General features: G+C 71.5%; 15 protein-coding genes. 2 read left to right on the plus strand and 13 right to left on the minus strand.

Features of this window, described 5'->3' with window-relative positions:
* Nucleotides 1-85 precede the first annotated feature (85 nt).
* Nucleotides 86-706 carry an L-threonylcarbamoyladenylate synthase gene (locus ABD256_RS16505; RefSeq protein ID WP_344418687.1) on the plus strand — a complete coding sequence of 207 codons (621 nt, stop codon included), beginning with the start codon at nt 86-88 and terminating at the stop codon, nt 704-706.
* Nucleotides 707-710: 4 nt separating this feature from the next.
* On the opposite strand, the gene ABD256_RS16510 is transcribed toward ABD256_RS16505, so the two are convergent.
* The 9 genes from ABD256_RS16510 to ABD256_RS16550 form a co-directional block, all read right to left on the minus strand.
* A complete protein-coding gene (locus tag ABD256_RS16510; RefSeq protein WP_344418690.1) occupies nt 711-1355 on the minus strand; it encodes a response regulator in 645 nt (214 codons plus the stop codon).
* An 18-nt stretch (nt 1356-1373) separates the two neighbouring features.
* A complete protein-coding gene (locus ABD256_RS16515; protein WP_344419205.1) occupies nt 1374-2825 on the minus strand; it encodes a sensor histidine kinase in 1452 nt (483 codons plus the stop codon).
* Nucleotides 2826-2839: 14 nt separating this feature from the next.
* The gene (locus ABD256_RS16520) at nt 2840-3463 is read right to left on the minus strand and encodes a phosphatase PAP2 family protein (RefSeq protein ID WP_344418693.1); all 624 of its coding nucleotides are present in this window, start codon (nt 3461-3463) and stop codon (nt 2840-2842) included.
* 99 nt (nt 3464-3562) lie between these two features.
* Nucleotides 3563-4426 (minus strand): ECF transporter S component, encoded by an 864-nt coding sequence (locus ABD256_RS16525; RefSeq protein ID WP_344418696.1) that lies wholly within the window; start codon nt 4424-4426, stop codon nt 3563-3565.
* Complete coding sequence (locus ABD256_RS16530; RefSeq protein ID WP_344418699.1) at nt 4423-6024, minus strand: ABC transporter ATP-binding protein; 1602 nt, start codon at nt 6022-6024, stop codon at nt 4423-4425. The genes ABD256_RS16525 and ABD256_RS16530 overlap by 4 nt, the downstream gene beginning before the upstream one ends.
* The gene (locus ABD256_RS16535) at nt 6021-7100 is read right to left on the minus strand and encodes a CbiQ family ECF transporter T component (RefSeq protein WP_344418702.1); all 1080 of its coding nucleotides are present in this window, start codon (nt 7098-7100) and stop codon (nt 6021-6023) included. The genes ABD256_RS16530 and ABD256_RS16535 overlap by 4 nt, the downstream gene beginning before the upstream one ends.
* Entirely contained in the window at nt 7087-7947 is an 861-nt protein-coding gene (locus tag ABD256_RS16540) for a hypothetical protein (protein ID WP_344418705.1), read from the minus strand. Before ABD256_RS16540 ends, ABD256_RS16535 begins: the two co-directional genes overlap by 14 nt.
* A complete protein-coding gene (locus tag ABD256_RS16545; RefSeq protein ID WP_344418708.1) occupies nt 7944-9446 on the minus strand; it encodes a hypothetical protein in 1503 nt (500 codons plus the stop codon). The genes ABD256_RS16540 and ABD256_RS16545 overlap by 4 nt, the downstream gene beginning before the upstream one ends.
* Nucleotides 9428-9967 carry a hypothetical protein gene (locus ABD256_RS16550; RefSeq protein ID WP_344418711.1) on the minus strand — a complete coding sequence of 180 codons (540 nt, stop codon included), beginning with the start codon at nt 9965-9967 and terminating at the stop codon, nt 9428-9430. The genes ABD256_RS16545 and ABD256_RS16550 overlap by 19 nt, the downstream gene beginning before the upstream one ends.
* Before the next feature lie 392 nt (nt 9968-10359).
* Here ABD256_RS16550 and ABD256_RS16555 point away from each other — a divergent pair, with 392 nt between their 5' ends.
* A complete protein-coding gene (locus ABD256_RS16555) occupies nt 10360-10872 on the plus strand; it encodes a mycothiol transferase (protein ID WP_344418714.1) in 513 nt (170 codons plus the stop codon).
* Nucleotides 10873-11314: 442 nt separating this feature from the next.
* Here ABD256_RS16555 and ABD256_RS16560 read toward each other — a convergent pair whose 3' ends face one another.
* From ABD256_RS16560 to ABD256_RS16575, 4 genes are all read right to left on the minus strand, one after another.
* The gene (locus tag ABD256_RS16560; RefSeq protein WP_344418717.1) at nt 11315-13495 is read right to left on the minus strand and encodes a bifunctional lysylphosphatidylglycerol flippase/synthetase MprF; all 2181 of its coding nucleotides are present in this window, start codon (nt 13493-13495) and stop codon (nt 11315-11317) included.
* A 142-nt stretch (nt 13496-13637) separates the two neighbouring features.
* A complete protein-coding gene (locus ABD256_RS16565; RefSeq protein ID WP_344418720.1) occupies nt 13638-14723 on the minus strand; it encodes a glycoside hydrolase family 172 protein in 1086 nt (361 codons plus the stop codon).
* Between the two features lie 12 nt (nt 14724-14735).
* Complete coding sequence (locus ABD256_RS16570; RefSeq protein ID WP_344418723.1) at nt 14736-15554, minus strand: carbohydrate ABC transporter permease; 819 nt, start codon at nt 15552-15554, stop codon at nt 14736-14738.
* Complete coding sequence (locus ABD256_RS16575) at nt 15544-16461, minus strand: carbohydrate ABC transporter permease (RefSeq protein ID WP_344418726.1); 918 nt, start codon at nt 16459-16461, stop codon at nt 15544-15546. The genes ABD256_RS16570 and ABD256_RS16575 overlap by 11 nt, the downstream gene beginning before the upstream one ends.
* Nucleotides 16462-16464: the final 3 nt, after the last annotated feature.

Raw genomic sequence — 16464 nt, forward strand, 5'->3', positions numbered from 1 at the left:
GGCGCGGGCGGGCATCGGCCCCGGCGAACGCCACGCCGGGGCCGATGCCGGGGCCCCGCGGGCGAAGCTCCTAAGGTGGCTTCCCATGGCCAAGTACTTCGACGTGCACCCGGACAATCCTCAGCGGCGCTCGATCGGCCAGGTGGTCGACATCGTGCGGGGCGGCGGGCTGATCGCCTATCCGACGGACTCCTGCTTCGCGCTGGGCTGCCAGCTCGGCAACAAGGACGGCATCGACCGGATCCGCACCATCCGGCACCTCGACGACCGGCACCACTTCACCCTGGTCTGCCAGGACTTCGCCCAGCTGGGCCAGTTCGTGCACGTCGACAACGCGGTGTTCCGCGCGATCAAGGCGTCCACCCCCGGCAGCTACACCTTCATCCTGCCCGCGACGAAGGAGGTGCCGAGGCGGCTGCTGCACCCGAAGAAGAAGACCGTCGGCGTGCGCATCCCCGACCACGTCGTCACGCAGGCGCTGCTGTCCGAACTCGGCGAGCCGATGCTGTCCAGCACCCTGCTGCTGCCCGACGAGGAAGAGCCGATGACGCAGGGCTGGGAGATCAAGGACCTGCTCGACCACTCGCTGGACGCCGTGATCGACTCCGGCGACTGCGGCACCGAGCCCACCACCGTCATCGACTTCTCCGCCGACGAACCCGAAATCGTCCGCCGCGGCGCGGGTGACGTGACCCGTTTCGAATGAGGCGTCACGGTTCCCGCGGGATCAGCCCCGCTTCGTAGGCGACGATCGCGGCGCGCACCCGGTTGCGCACCCCGAGCCGCCGCAGGATCGTGCTGACGTAGACCTTGACCGTGCCCTCGACCACGTTGATCCGGTTCGCGATCTCCACATTGGACAGACCGGCGCCGAGCAGCCCGAGCACCTCGCGCTCGCGCGCGGTCAGGTCGGCGAGCCCCTCGGTCACTTGTGGACGGTCCGCGAGCCGGTCGACGACGCGGCGCGCCACCAGCGGCGAGAGGTACGCCGCACCGGCCGCGACCGCGCGCACCCCGGCGACGATCTCGTTCGGATCGCCGGTCTTCAGCACGAAACCACCGGCGCCCTCGCCCAGCGCGCGCGTGATGTAGGAGTCGTCGGCGAAGGTGGTGAGGACGAGCACCGCGGTGTCCGTGCCGAGCCGCCGGATCTCGGCGGCCGCGTCGAGCCCGTCGAGGCCCGGCATCCGGATGTCCAGCACGGCCACGTCGACGCGGTGCGCGCGCACGCCCTCGACGGCGTCGTGGCCGTTCTCCGCCTCGGCGACCACGTCGATGTCCGGCGCGGACGCCAGCACGGCACGGACGCCCATCCGGACCACGGCCTCGTCGTCGGCGAGCAGTACGCGAATCATGCGGTCATCCTCCCGTGGTCACCGGCTCCGGTGCACCAGGAGGTCCTTGCCCGTGAGCACGCCGTCGCGGAAGCACAGGCGGAAGAGGTCGCCGTGCCGCTCGTCGAACGGGTTCGCGTGGGTGCTGTAGTACCGGCACGCCGGATCGGCGGGCGCCACCCTGGTCCGTCCCGGCAGCACGCGCGCCACGGACGCCTCGTCCTGACCGATCGCGAGCCGGTCGAATTCCGCGGGGTCGAGGACGGACGACGCCGCGTCGAACACCCTGTACCCGGCCACGGCGGCCACGACCGCCGCCGCGACCCCGACGGCCACCGCGATCGCCCGCTTGGCGCTGCGCCGGACGTCCTGGCGCATCCGGGTGCGGTACGCGCCGGTCGACGTAGGCGCCTCGGGCTCGGCGGGGACGAACGCCTCCACCACGAAGCCCTCGTCGGTCTTGCCCGCCTCGAAGCGCCCACCGATCAGGCCGACGCGTTCGGCGAGCCCGACGAGTCCGTGGCCGCCGCCCGGCCCGTCCCCGCCGGTGACCCCGGCGGTGGCGATCCGGAGATCCGTGCCGTCGTCGCCGTGCGTCACCAGCACGGAGACTTCGCTTCCCGGCGCGTGCTTCACCGCGTTCGTGAGTGCTTCGGCGAGGACGCGATGGATCGTGCGCGCGATGATCGGATGGCTCTGGTGCTCCCCTTCTTCGACGAGGGCCACCGCCAGCCCGGACGCTCGCGCGCCGTCCACGACGACCGCGACCGGTTGGACCGGCGCCTCGTGCTCGGTGCGGAGGAGGCGCACCACGTCGGCCACGCGTTCGGCCGCCGAGGTGACCGCGGCCCGCGCGCCCTTCGCCGCGTCGCGATGCTCCGGTGACAGGCCCGTGTCGACCTCGAGCGCCCCGATCCTCAACGCGGCCAGTGCCAGTTCGTGGCCGAGGAGGTCGTGCATCTCGCTCGCCAGCCGCGCGCGTTCCCGCGCCTCCGTCTGTTCCGCCTCCCGCTCGAGTTGCTCCGCGCGCTCCCAGCCGCCACGGACCAGTTGCTCGTACCGGCGCCGGTACCGGCCCGCTGTCCACGGCACGACGGCCAGCACGGCGACGCCCGCACCCGAAGACAGCGCCGAGTCCAGCGCGCCCAGCACGGCGAGCGGTACGGCGACCGCGGCCGAGGTGCCGAGTACCAGCACGACCACACCGTCACGGCCGGACGCCGCGCCACGACCGGCGAAGAAGGCGACCGCCGCCAGTCCGAGCGCGGGGGCGCCCATTCCGATCGCCGAGTCGGCCTGGGCGTGCGCGGTGTAGGTGACCACCCAGCCCGCGATCCCGACCGCGAGCGCGGTCGCAGGCGAGCGCGAGACCGTGAACGCCACGACGAGAAGCACCGCGAGCGCGAACGCCGTCTCGGCAACGGAGAACCGGCCCGGCCCGGACACCACGGCCGCCCACAGCACCGGTACCGCGGCCACCACGAACAGCATGCGCACGCGCCCCATCATCGCTGACCGGGCACCCGCGGGATCCGCACGGTCGGCGTGTCCTGGCCAGGTCCGCGGCCGAGCACCACGGGCAGCCGCGACCGCAGCCGGGCCACGACCGGGGTCAGCGGCCGGGCCAGCAGGGGAAGCATCGTCGCCACCGCGGCGCCGAGCAGGAGGCCGACGAGCACGTCGTGCGGATAGTGCACGCCGACGAACACCCGCGACGCGGCCGCGAGCAGTGCGACCGGTACGGCGATCCAGGCGGCACGGCGGTTCGCGAACACGATCGCGACCGCGGCGGCACCCGCGAGCACGGCGTGGTTGCTGGGAAAGGACCAGTCGCCGTATTCGGGGCAGTCCGCGATGACGTGGCGCGCACGGCACGGCCGGTCCTCCTGCCACAGGGTCTTCACCACCTCGCTGACCAGGTAGGCCGCGGTGACGACGACGGGCGCGAGCGCCGCAGTCGTCACCGCCGCCGCCGACCTGGACCGCGCGCGCCAGAAGTTCACCGCGCACACCAAGGCGAGCAGGACGAGCAGTGCCTGCGTCGCGACGGCGGCGAAGGCTCGCACGAACGCCGGCGCGGCGTTCGCGATGTCGACGATGTCCAGGTAGAGGCTTTCGGTTTCGAGCATGCGGACGACGGTAGGAAGATCGCGGGCGCGGATCATGCCGCTTGCGGCACCGGGCGCACCTGTCGATCGGCAGTGCGCCGGCCCTGTCGGTCGACAGGGTCAGGGCTTCGCGCGCGTGGCCGACAGCGGGGGCTCGAAGCTGGCCGTGGCGTCGAACGCGGCGCGGCGGGAAGCGCGCCGCAAGGTCGCGAGCACCGCGGGCCCGACGAGCAGGATCGCCACCACGTTGGTGATGGCGCGGCCGGTGTCCCAGCCCAGCGTCGAGGTGAGCAGCGAGAACACGACGAAGCGGTTCAGGTTTTCCAGCAGTGGCGCGCCCGGCACGAATTCGAGGCCGGTGGTCGCGCCGGTCGTGGAGGTGCCGACGAGGAACGGCCACGACCACATGTTCATCGCGAACCCGAAGAAGTACGCCGCGAACACCCCGTAGACGGCGAGCATCGCGATCTCCGGCTTCCCCCGCGGCCGTCGCGGCAGGAGCCCCGCGCCGAGGCCGAGCAGCGACGACGCCAGCATCTGGAACGGCAGCCACGGCCCCACGCCCGCGGTCAGCAGCGCCGATACGAACAACGACGTCGAGCCGAGCACGAACCCGAAGCCGGGCCCGAACACGCGCCCCGCCAGCACCAGCAGGAAGAACACCGTCTCGATCCCGCCCGTGCCCGCGCCGAGCGGGCGCAGCGCCGCGTTGATCGCGGACAGCACCCCGAGCATCGCGAGCGCCTTCGAATCGATGCCGCCGCTGCTCAGCTCGGCCAGCACGATGGCGATCAGCACGGGCAGGGTGACCAGGAAGACGTACGGCGCGTCCGTGCTGTGCGCCCGCACCCCCGGTTCCGGTGACACGAACAGCGGCCAGAAGAAGATGGCCAGCCCGAGCACGACGGCCACGGTCAGCACCAGCGTGGCGCGCAGGCTGATCCCGACCGCGCCCGGCCTGCCGAGGAACCGTTCGCCGTTCATCGGCCCAGCGCCTTCTCGACCTCGGCGACGGTGAGCCATTCCTGTGGTGCCAGCACTTTCGCCACCTGAGGAGCGAACGCGGGCGAGGCGACGACGACCTCGCGGGTCGGGCCGTCGGCGACGACCTCGCCCTCGGCGAGCACCACCACCCGGTCCGCGGCCGAGGCGACGAACTCGACGTCGTGCGTCGCGACCGCGATCGCGTGCCCCGCCGCGGCGAGTTCGCCCAGCACCGAGGCGAGGTGCCGTTTCGCGTGGTAGTCGAGCCCGCGCGTCGGCTCGTCGAGCAGGAGCACCGGCGGCGCGGCGACGAGCTGGATCGCCAGCACCAGTGCCAGTTTCTGGCCCTCGGACAGGTCACGCGGGTGCCGCCCGCCGTCGATGCCGGGGGTGAGCCGGTCCAGCAGCGCGCGGCAGGAACCGGCTGCCGCACCGGATTCGGCGTCCGCCTGCGCGCATTCGGCGTCGACCGAGTCCAGGTAGAGCAGATCGGACGGCGTCTGCGGCACGAGCCCGACGAGCGTTCTCGCGTGCTGCGGCTTCAGTGCCTTCGGGTCCTTCCCCCGCACGGTCACCGTGCCGTCCGCGCGCGTGCCGCTGCCCTGCACCGCCCACAGCAGCGAGGACTTCCCCGACCCGTTGCGCCCCATCATCGCGACGACCTCCCCGCCGCGGAGGTCGAGGCTCACCGCGCGTACGGCGAGCACGTCGCCGTAGCGCACCACGACTTTCGACGCCGCGAGTACCGTTTCCCCTTGCCGCCCAAGGCAATCCGAGCGGGTTGTCTCGGCGAGCCGCGCTCGCAGCGGTGCCGCGGCACGGCGGGCGTCGCGGACCGACAACGGCAACGGGTCCCACCCCGCGACGCGGCCCAGCTCCACGATCGGCGGCGCCACATCGGAAATCTTCATCATCGACGCGGGCTCGCCGTCGCGGACGGTGCCGTCGCCGGGCAGGTACAGCACGCGGTCGGCGTACTGGACGACGCGTTCCATCCGGTGCTCGGCGATCACCACCGTGGTGCCGAGGTCGTGCACGAGCCGGGTGATCGCGGCGAGCACCTCCTCGGCCGCGGTCGGATCGAGCGCGGAGGTCGGCTCGTCGAGCACCAGCACCGCGGGGTGCGCGGTCAGCACCGCCCCGATCGCGACCCGCTGCTGCTGGCCGCCGGACAGCGTCGCCAGCGGCCTCGCCCGCAGCTCCGCGATGCCGAGCAGGTCGAGGGTTTCCTCCACCCGCTTGCGCATGACCGCGGCAGGCACGGCGAGCTGCTCCATGCCGTAGGCGAGCTCCTCTTCGACGGTGTCGGTGACGAACCCGGCGAGCGGGTCCTGCCCCACGACACCGACCAGCTCGGCGAACTCCCTCGGTGGCTGATCCGCGGTGTCCACTCCGGACACCCGGACGCTGCCGCGGAGGCGGCCACCGGTGAAATGCGGCACCAGCCCGTTGACCAGGCCGAGCAAGGTCGACTTGCCCGCACCGGTGCGCCCGGTGACCAGGCACAGCTCGCCTTCGGCGACGGTGAAGTCCACATCGGACAGCACGGGCGCCACCTCGTCGGTGTAGGTCACTTCGACACCGGAAAACTCGATCACACGGCCGCCTTCACCAGTTCGGGCGGTGGCGCCAGCACCGCGGGGAGCGCACCGAGCAGCAGCGAGCCCGCGTGCCACAACGAAAGTTCCGGCCACTGCAACGGCGTCAGCGACGGCACCAGATTGCCGGGGTCGACCACGCCGGTGAGGAACAGCGACGCGCAGGCTCCGACACCGGAGCACACCACCGCGATCTCCTCCCAGCGCCACGGATCCGGCCGGTACACGCTGCGCCGGATCCGCCTGCCGCCGAGCACGAACCCGGCGCCGGAGACCACGAGCCCGGCGATCAGCAGCGGCACGCCGAGGACGGTCGACGTGCCGTCCAGTACGCCGTACGTCCCGGCGCACACGCCGACGAGCCCGCCGAGGACGCAGCACCCGATCAGCGCCCTGGTGCGCCGGGTCAGCGAGCCGAGGCGGCCGTACCCGCGCGAGTCCATCGCCGCGGCGAGCTGCAGCGAGCGGGACAGCGCGTCCTCGAGCACGGGGATCGCGATCCCCTTCAGCGCGCGAAGCCCGCCCTGACGCCCCGCCCGCAGCCGTCGCGCCCTGCGCACCCGCTGCACGCTTTCCACCAGCTGCGGTGCGACCGACAGCGCCACCGTGACCGCGGTGCCCACCTCGTACAGCGCGCCAGGCACCGCTTTGAGCATGCGCTTCGGGTTCGCCAGCGCGTTCGCGGCACCGACGCACAGCACCATCGCGGCCAGCCGGAGCCCGTCGTAGAACCCGCCGAGCAGTTCCTCCGCCGAGGTCGGCCCGAGCAGCGTGATCCCGGCGGCGAAATCGGGCAGCGGGATCCTCGGCAGGGTGAACAGCACGTGGCCGCCGTCCTGCCCGCCGAGCAGGATCCGGAACAGCACGCGCATCACCACGATGAACGCGGCGAGGCAGGCGTAGAGCCGGAAGGCCAGTGCCCACGGCGCGTCACCACGCCGCGACGCGACGACGAACGCCACGATCGCGATGATCAGCGCGAGCAGGATCGGGTTGGTGGTGTGGCCGGCCGCGACCGCGAGCGCCAGCGCCCACGCCCACCAGGCACCGGGGTGCAGTGTCCTAGGCAGCCGCACGGTTGCGCCGCCAAGCCAGGTATCCGGCGCCACCGCCGAGCACGAGGGCGCCGGCGCCGCCGATCAGGGCGCCCCACGGGAAGCCCTTGTCCGCCTGCCCCGGCAACTCGCCGCCGCCGGTCCAGGCCACCCCGCCCGGCGCGACCCCGCCGACCGGATCGTCCACTGTGGACGTCGTTGGCGCGGGTGCGGTGCTGCCGGGTGGCGGCGGCGCGGGGCTTCCCGCTGGCGAGGGCGGTGACGGCGGTGCGGCCCGCGTGCTGCCGGGGGCCGCGCCCTTCGGCGCCTGTGGCACGCCTTCCCGGCCGGGGATGGCGCCGCCCTGGTCCGGTGGCGGAGCCTCGACCGGCTGGTCGGGCCGCAGCGGCGCGATCCTCGGCGGCGGGGTCGTGCCGGCGGCGCGGCCCTTCGAGAAGGACCAGCCCTCGAACGTGCCCACGGGCGGTTTCCGGTTCGTCAGGCCGTATTCGCTGTGGGTCCACGATCCGCCGTTCGGCGCGTGCCAGTACGACCAGTAGGCGTTCGGCGGCGGGGTGTCGATGCAGGCTTCGGTGTCCGCGCCGGGCTTTCCTTCGATCCGGCAGAGGAACGCGAGCCCCCACCGCTGGACGCCGGTGACCTCGATCCCGGCGTTCTGCACCGCGGTCAGCCCGCTTTCCTGGCCGCCGGGCGCGCACCGGATGACCACCGGCCCGCCGAGGTCCTGGAAGTCGATGACGACGGTGATCCCGTTGCCGTCCTGGCAGTACCCCGGCGTGCCGCGGTGCTGGTCGACCGCCGACGCGGGTGTCCCCGTCACGACGAACGACACGAGCAGCACGGCCGCCGCCAGCAGCCGGGCCTTCACGACGCCTTCCTTCGCATCGCGCGCCGGGTGACGACCCAGTACCCGGCTCCTGCCAAGGCGAAGCCGAGCAGCACCGACGAGCCGATCCCCCACGGCCCGCGCAGGAAGTCGCCGAACCCGTCCGCGGGCGGCAGTGCCTCCGCGTGGCCGACCGGGCCAGCGCGGACGACGGGTGGTGTCGGCGCCGCGAGATCGGGCGGTGCCACCGGCGGAACCGGGGGCAGCGACGCGGCGGGAGGCGCGCCCGCGACATCGGGCAGCAACCCGCCGAAGCCGGGCGCTGCGGGCGAGGATGCCGGTTGCCCGGCGTGTCCAGGGGCCGGAGCGCCTTGCGGTGAACCCGGATTCGCCGGTGACACTGGCCTTCCCGGTGGCACGGGATTTCCTGGTGGCACGGGCTTTCCCGGCCGCGGGGGCACGGTCGTCGGCGCGGTGGCGGCCAGCCCGAGCAGCGCCTGCGCGGTGGCCCGGCGGAGCTGGTCCTGCCTGGCGTTGCCCGCCCAGAAGGCGGCGGGATCGGCCAGGATCTCCGAGTACTTGTCCGCGTTGACCGCGACCGCCCCCGCCATCGCGGGCACCGGGATGTCCTCGGGGAGTTGCATCGAAACGAGCCAGCCGACGGCGCGGCCCGCGGCGGGGGCGGAGCCGGCCTTGGTCAGCGCGACCGCGGCGAGCCCGGTGCTGTTCGCGCTGACCCCGTCCTGGGACACGAAACCGCCGTCGCCGCGCTGACGTGCCCGCAGGTAGGCGGCCCCCTTCGCCAGTGCGGCCCGGTCGCCGCCGGTTTCCGCGAGCGCCCACATCGCCATCGCGGTGTAGTCGGCGCTCTCCTGGGGGTCGACGGCGGCGCAGGTGGAAGCGGGGTGCTGGTAGTCAGCGGGCCGGAACCCGCCGTCGGGGCACTGCTGGCGGACCAGGTACCCGAGCGCGGCGCGCTGATCGGCGCGCCGGTCGTGCTCGTGGATCGCGAGCAGCGCCAGCGACTGGTCGAACACGTTGGACGCGTCGGCCTCCGGGTCGTAGGGCTTCCCCGCGGTCAACCGGCGGTAGCGCCCGGTGGCGGGGTCGAAGGTCTCGGCGAGCTGCGCGACGAGGTCGACCGGTTTCTTGGCGGCGTCGACGCCCCATTGCTTCGGATCCACGCCCGCGCGCCCGGCCACCATGAGGTACTTGGCGATGATCCCGGCGTTTCGCACGGTCGCGCTGTAGTAGCTCCCGCGCAGCCGCTCGACGCTCGCGTCGAACTCGGCGCCGGTGCGACCGGCGTCGTGCAGCCCGATCAGCGCGTCCGCGGTGAGCCCGCCGTCGACGTTCTTCGGCGAGGCCGGGGCGGGAAAGCCGTGCCCGTTGCGGGCGAGCTCGCGTTCCAGGAAGCTCGCCGAAACCGCGGCCTGCGCGGGCACCGCGGGTTTCGCGACGACGGGTGCCGTCGCGAAACCCATGGCGAGCAAGCATCCACAAAGGACACCCGCGAAGCGGTTCAGCTGCCGGTGTTCCATGCGGGATCCTTGGCTTGCGCCAGCGTGAGGCTCATCTGGTTGGGGTCGGACGCGGTACCGGCGCCGAAGGAAAACCCGAGCACGACACCGGAAGCGGGCTGGTAGGTGTCGACGCCTTCCTCCGCGTACCCCCAGTTCGCGTTGGCGTTGTCGGGAACCCAGAACGCCCAGTACCCGGCGTTGGGCCGGAACCCGGTGCACGGGTCGTTCGCGGTGGTCGGGAGCGACTGGATCCGGCACAGGTAGTCGTACGGGCCGCTCTGCCCCTCACCGGTGCCGTGTTCGGGGGCGAGGCCGACATCGGTGAGCGCGGCGAACGCGGTGGCCGGCGCGCCGGTGTCGCAGCGGCGGACGACCTGCCCGCCGGGGAACTTGGTGAGATCGGCGACCACGGTGACACCGGTGGTGCCGGTGCAGGGGCCGTCGGTCCAGGCCAGCGCCGGTCTGGCGGTGGCGGTGGCGGTTCCGATCGCGAGGAGCGAAACCAGGATGGACAGCAAGGCGAGCGCGCGCCGAGTCATGTCGTTGCCTTTCGCGGACTGCGTTTCGCAGCCCGCGCCGCCCGCGAACGGGCCCGGGCCCGTACTGCGAAGCGCGACAGTGGTTGCGGGCCGAACCCCGGGCAGGCACTCCGGCTCGCGGCGACCACGTCGTGGTGCCGCATACGGTTGCGCGTCAGCGCCGGCTTCGCACCGGCTTTCCCCACCCAGAGTTCGTGAGGCCGCCGTGAAGCGGCCGCCGGAAACCGTAACCCACATCAGTGAAGTAAGGGAAGCGATCGTGGACACACCGGGGCACACTCACCGGAATGCCGGAGCGCGCTCCAGGCCGACGGCGCGGTTTGCCCCGGAACGCGGGCGGGAAACCGGGCACAATCGGAGCGAACGACCCCCGGAGAGAAACAGGACTTCCCGTGACGACCACCGCCGAGCTGCTGACCGACGCCTTCGACCGGATCCGCCAGATCGTCCACCAGAGCGTCCGCTCGCTGACCGCGAAGGATCTCGCCGCGCGCCTGGACGACGAGGCCAACTCCATCGCGTGGCTCGTCTGGCACCTGACCCGCGTCCAGGACGACCACATCGCCGGGGTCGCCGGGCTCGACCAGGTGTGGACGGCGGACGGCTGGGCCGACCGGTTCGCGCTGCCCTTCCCCTCGGCGGAAATCGGGTACGGCCAAAGCAGCGACGAGGTCGCCGCCGTGCGGCCGGACTCCCCCGACCTCCTCGTCGGCTACCACGACGCGGTGCACGAGCAGACCGTCGGCTACCTGCGCGGGCTCACCGACAAGGACCTGGACACCATCGTCGACGAGGCGTGGGATCCGCCGGTCACGCTCGCGGTCCGGCTCGTCAGCGTCGTCTCCGACGACCTTCAGCACGCTGGCCAAGCCGCCTTCATTCGAGGCGTGCTAGAACGCCGCTGAGTCTGGTCCCTGAAGGCGCCCTTGAGGGAATCCGATGCCCCGAAGGCGCCCTTCAGGGCGTGCGCTGGGACCTCACAGCCCGCGCCTCTTCCTCGTCCCCGCGCCGATGCTCCCAAAAGAGCCTTCAAGAGCGCGAAACATCACGAACGTGGCCTTCGCGGGCCCGGCCGCATGCCCCGAAGGGGCCCTTGAGGGAATCTGACGCCCCAAAAGGCACCCTCAAGACATCACCGCCACCAACGCCCGCGCCACGAGGGCCGAGAACGCGGCGTCAGATTCCCCGAAGGCGCCCTTCAGGGACCAAGCCCCGGCGGCTCCGCCACCCGTCGCACCGGAATCGACGCGACGCATCATCGCTGTGACCGAATGGGGCTCCAACGCCACGTTCCCGGCCCTCGCGGACATGCGGCGGATGCTGTTCATGCCCCGCCCCCGCGAGAACTCAGCGCTTGGCGGTTCGGGCGAGTTTGGCCAGCTGCCAGAGACCGGTGTTGGGGAGGTAGGCCTGGCCCAGCGCGATGCCGATGCGGGGCAGGTCGGCTTCGTCGCGGAAGGCGAGGTACATCGGCTCGCAGCGGGGCTTGAACTTCGCCTTGAACGCGTGCAGCGAACGGAAACCGTAGTAGGGCTCCATCATCGAGCCGAGCGAGTCGAGCACCCGCTCCGCCGCGTTGGCGGGGCCGTCGTCCGCGCTGCGGGCCAGCGGCGCGCCGGACAGCGAGACGAAGGTGGCGCCGGACTCCTTGAACGCGAGGCACGACGACGCGATCAGGAACTCCATCACCGGGCGGAACCCGCCGGTGCGCCTGCGCATCATGTCGAGCGTCCAGCCGCCGACCACGCCCGCCTCGGAATCGCTCGGCCGGTGCACCGGCATCCACGACGTCACGCCGTGCACGGTGCCGCTGGTGTCGATCGCGAGCCCGACCTTGGTGCGCGGGTCCATCGCCTCGTCGACGCCGCCGAGCGTGAAGCCCATCTCCGGCATGCCCTTGTCGCTGATCCACTCCTCGGAAATGGCGCGGACCTGGGAGATCACCGCACGCGGTTGTTCGGCGAGGGTCACCAGGCGGAACTCGATGCCTTCCTTGGCCGCCTTGTTCAACGCCGACCGCACGTCCTGCCACGCCTTGCCGCGGAACTGGAGGGTTTCCAGGTCGATCAGCGTGTCCTCGGCGACCTGGACCTGCTGCCAGCCGAGTTCCTTCGTCGTGGCCAGCACGTCGGCGGTCGCGGAGAACACGCAGGGCACCAGCCCCGCCTGGTCGCAGTGGTCGACGAACTCGGTGACGGTCCGGCCGCTGCCGCCATCGGGGGCGATCGGGTCGCCCAGCGCCACGGCGACCCTGGCGTGGCGGCGGTAGGCGAGGTACGAGTCGCCGTCGGCGGAGACGAAGTACGAGTTCTCCGGCCAGGTGCTCATCCACGACACCGAGCCGCCGCCGTGGCGGGCCAGCAGTTTCCGCGCCGTCGTCGAGTCGTCCGCCTCGTGCTTCCACGCCTGGCGCAGGGTCCGCCGCGACGGGACGCGGAACGCGCCGCGCGCCACGATGAGCAGCATCAGCTCGGCTGTCCACAGGAGATTGTCCACAAAGAACAGGGAAAGTCCGCCACTTTCGTACCCGCCACTGAACAGGTCGATCAGCGACAGCAGCCCGGCGAGCAGCACGCCCTGCGCGGTGACGAACGCGGTCAGGCCGATCGAGCACCACCACGCCAGCTTGCTGCCGCGGCGAAGCCCGTTCAGCATCGGGATCACGACGGCGCAGAGCACGGTCAGCTCGAGACCGGACAGCGACACCGCGGTCGACGACCCGAACGGCCCTTCCGCGGGCACCAGCCACATCACGATCTCGGCGACCGTCAGCAGGAACAGCCCGACGCCCGCGAACAGCCGCCACTCCCGCATGCTCGGCCTGCCCATCCGCTGCGCGCGGTGCCTGCCGACCAGCTTCGGCCCGAGCGGCAACGCGATGACCACCGCGAAGAAGTGCACGAGATCCGCGAACGAGCCCACGTAGATGACCGCGACGGAGACGTAGGTGACCAGGCCCGCGCGGATCCGCAGCCGCCACGGCGACCGGATCGCGGCGGCCGCGATCGCGAGCATCGCCAGCGCCCCGCCGGAGTAGCCGACGTCCATCAGCGTGCCTGCCCGTTCGGCCCAGTCCCAGCCGGAATCGCGCACCAGCGCGAGGAATCCGACAGCCGCGAGCACGCTCACGATCTGCGTCGCGACCGAGAGCACGATCGTGCGGCGGGTGCCGAGCCGCCATTCGGCGAACCCGACGAACAACGCGAAGCTACCGACCATCGGCAGATAGAACAGCGGGACGACGGCGAAGAACGGCCCCACCAGCAGCGTCCACCAGTGCCCCGCCTCCGTCGACGGCAGGCCGTAGGCGACGTAGGGGAACATCGCGCTGTCTTCGACCGCACTCCACAACGTGCCGCTCGCGACGGACAGCACGAGCATCACGGCCACCACGATCGTGGTGAACGGCAGCCTGCGGCGCAGCAGCGTCGCGGTACGGCGAATCGCACCCGGTGCGCGGTACTCCACCTGCCGCTCGGCCCTCGGCGGCTTGGCGAGCACCGGCGGTGTCGTCGTGATGGTCGTCATACCGCTCAAGGTAAAGGGTCGGCACCGCATGCCGACATGGGGTGAACCCCACTTCCGGGTGGGTGTTTTCTCTACCATCCGGTGGCGTACCGGGCACTGGTCACCCGCGGTATCACCACCCTACCGGCCGGTTCGCCCGCCGTCACGGGAAGCGCGGTACCCGATCCGCCACCGGTGGCAGGCCGAACGGGCGGTGCGGCAGGCTCTGGTACCAGTACGCCACCGAGGACAGGTCGTCGCGGCGCTTGTTCGCATGGCCGTGCTCGATCGTCACGCGCACGGATTCGTGGAAGACCACCGGATCTTCGATGTGGAAGCGGTACAGCGAGACCTGCCCGCTCCAGTTGGGGCCGCCGGGCAGCGTGATGCCGTGGTAGGGCGCGTGGTACTCCTGATCGGGGCACCACGCGGTGTTGAAGTAGTCCTCGGTGCCGGTGCCGTGCAGGCGCGGCGGGAAGGGCTCGCCGTCGATGAAGATCATGTCGTCGCCCTCGCCGTACCAGTTCCACTGGCCGGTGTGCCGCAGGTTCTGCACGTTGAGCACGCAGCCGACGTAGTGCCCGTGGCCTTCGGCGTCGAGGATGACGTAGTTGCCGTCGCCGTCGAGGTTCGTACCCTCCAGCAGGTACTCCTGGTTGGTCTGGCCCTCGTCGCTGATGCCGTCGGCGGGGTTTTCCCGGCGCCACTGCGCGTGGAAGTACCCGAGGCCGGGTTCCGCGCTCCCGTAGGTCTCGTAGTCGATGTAGTAGTAGAAGTAGACCGGTTCCGTGCTCAGCTCGCTGAGCAGTTCCACCTTGGCGCGCCCGGCGTAGGGCATCGCGAACCAGCAGTTGAACCCCTTGCCGTCCTGCGGGCTCATCTGCAGCGGCGCCGACACGAAGTTCGCGGTGCGGCCGAATCCGATGCCGAAGAAGTCGCCGAGCGGCACCAGCACGCTCGGCGCCTCCTGGTCGTCCCAGGTGATCTTCAGCACCAGCCTGCGCAGGTAGTCGTTGTCCGCGAGGTTCGGCCCCTTGCCGTCCGGCAGCGCCACCGTGCACCAGATGTGCGTGATCGCGCCGGGGCCGGTGAGATCGGCCAGCACCGCTGTCTCGCCCGGCCCGACGGTGAGTCGATCGTCGTTGCCACCGCTGCGATCCCAGCTCGACTCGCGGCCGCGGCGCGAGTAGCGCAGTCGGGGCAGGTCGCGGAGGCTGCTGCCGAAGGTCCCGTAGCCTCGATCGTCCACTATGTACTCCCGTTACTTCAGTCCGGTCGTCTTCAGCGAGTCGATGAGCCGCCGCTGCCCGATCAGGAACACCACCACGGTCGGGATCGCCGCCAGCACCGCACCCGCCAGCACGTACTGGTACTGCGACGCGTACTGGCCCTGCAGCCCGGAAACGCCGACCTGCACCACGCGCAGGCTCTCGTCCTGCGTCACCGCCAGTGGCCACAGGAAGGAGTTCCAGTTGGCCAGGAAGAACAGCACCGCGAGCGAGGCCAGCATCGGACGGCTCAGCGGCAGGATGATGCGCCAGTAGATGCCGAAGTACCCGCAGCCGTCCAGCCGCGCCGCCTCCTCCAGTTCGCGCGGCACGCTCAGGTAGAACTGGCGCAGCAGGAAGATCCCGAACGCGTTGAAGATCCCCGGCACGATCAGCCCGGCGTAGCTGTCGACGAGCCCGAGCAGGCGCACCACCAGGAACAGCGGCACCAGGATCACCGGCAGCGAGATGAGCAGCGTGCCGACCACCATCGCGAACGCGAACCCCCGGCCGCGGAAACGCAGTCGTGCCAACGCGTACGCCGCCATCGAGTGCAGGAACAGCGCGATCACGGTCACCGTGATCGCGACGAACGCGCTGTTCGCCATGTACCGCGCGAACGGGATCTGGGTCAGCACGTACCCGAGGTTGCCGAGGGTGAACTTCGTCGGCAGCTCCGAGGACAGCACGTCGCCGCCCGGCCGGAACGCGCTCAGCAGGAGCCAGAGCAACGGCAGCACGGTCAGGAACGCGATCAGGTAGGCGAAAACCGCCCTCGGCCCGACGCGCCCGCGCGGGGTCTCAGTCCTCATCGAACCGCCCTCCCCTGGTGAGCGCGAACAGGACGCCGGTGATCACGATCAGCGCGGCGACCACGATCGCGCAGATCGCCGCCGCGTACCCGAACCGGCCGAACTGGAACGCCTGCTGGTAGGCGTAGAACACGACGGTCGAGGTCGCGTTCGCCGGCCCGCCCTTGGTGGTCACGAACACCAGGTCGAAGGCCTGCAGCCCGGTGACCGCGTTGACCGTCGAGGTCACCAGCACGAAGAAGCTGGTCGGGCGGATCGCGGGCCAGGTGACGTGCCGGAACTTGCGCCACGCGCCGGCGCCGTCGACGGTCGCCGCGTCGTAGAGCTCGCGCGGCACGTCCTGCAACCCGGCGAGGAAGATCAGCATCTGGTACCCGGCCAGGAACCACACGCTGATCAGCACGAGCGTGACGAGCGCCAGTGCCGGATCGCCGAGCCACGAAACGTCACCGAGCCCGAGCGGGCCGAGGATCCTGCTGACGATGCCGGTCTTGTCGGTCAGCAGGAACTGCCACAGCAGGCCGATCACCACGAGGCTGATCACGTTGGGCAGGAACAGCGCCGCCCGCACCGCGCCGATCCCGGGGAAGTGGTCCCGCACCAGCAGCGCGAGCCCGAGGCTGACCAGGAAGGCGACCGGCACGAACAGCACGGTGTAGAGCGCGGTGACGCCGAAGCTCTTCCACAGCACGGAATCGCCTGCCATCAACCGGAAGTTCTGCAGCCCGGCGAACTTGATGTTGCCGAAACCGTCCACATCGAACAGTCCGACGGCGAGCGCGAGCAGCGCGGGCACCACCACGAACAGGACGAGCCCGATCCCGTCCGGGGCGAGGAACCCCCACGCCGCCCTGCCCTCCCCTCGGGAGCGCGCGCGGGTCTTCGGTCGTCGCAGGACTTCCGTCATGGC

Origin of the sequence: Amycolatopsis minnesotensis, from assembly GCF_039529815.1 — a bacterium.
Taxonomy (GTDB): domain Bacteria; phylum Actinomycetota; class Actinomycetes; order Mycobacteriales; family Pseudonocardiaceae; genus Amycolatopsis; species Amycolatopsis minnesotensis.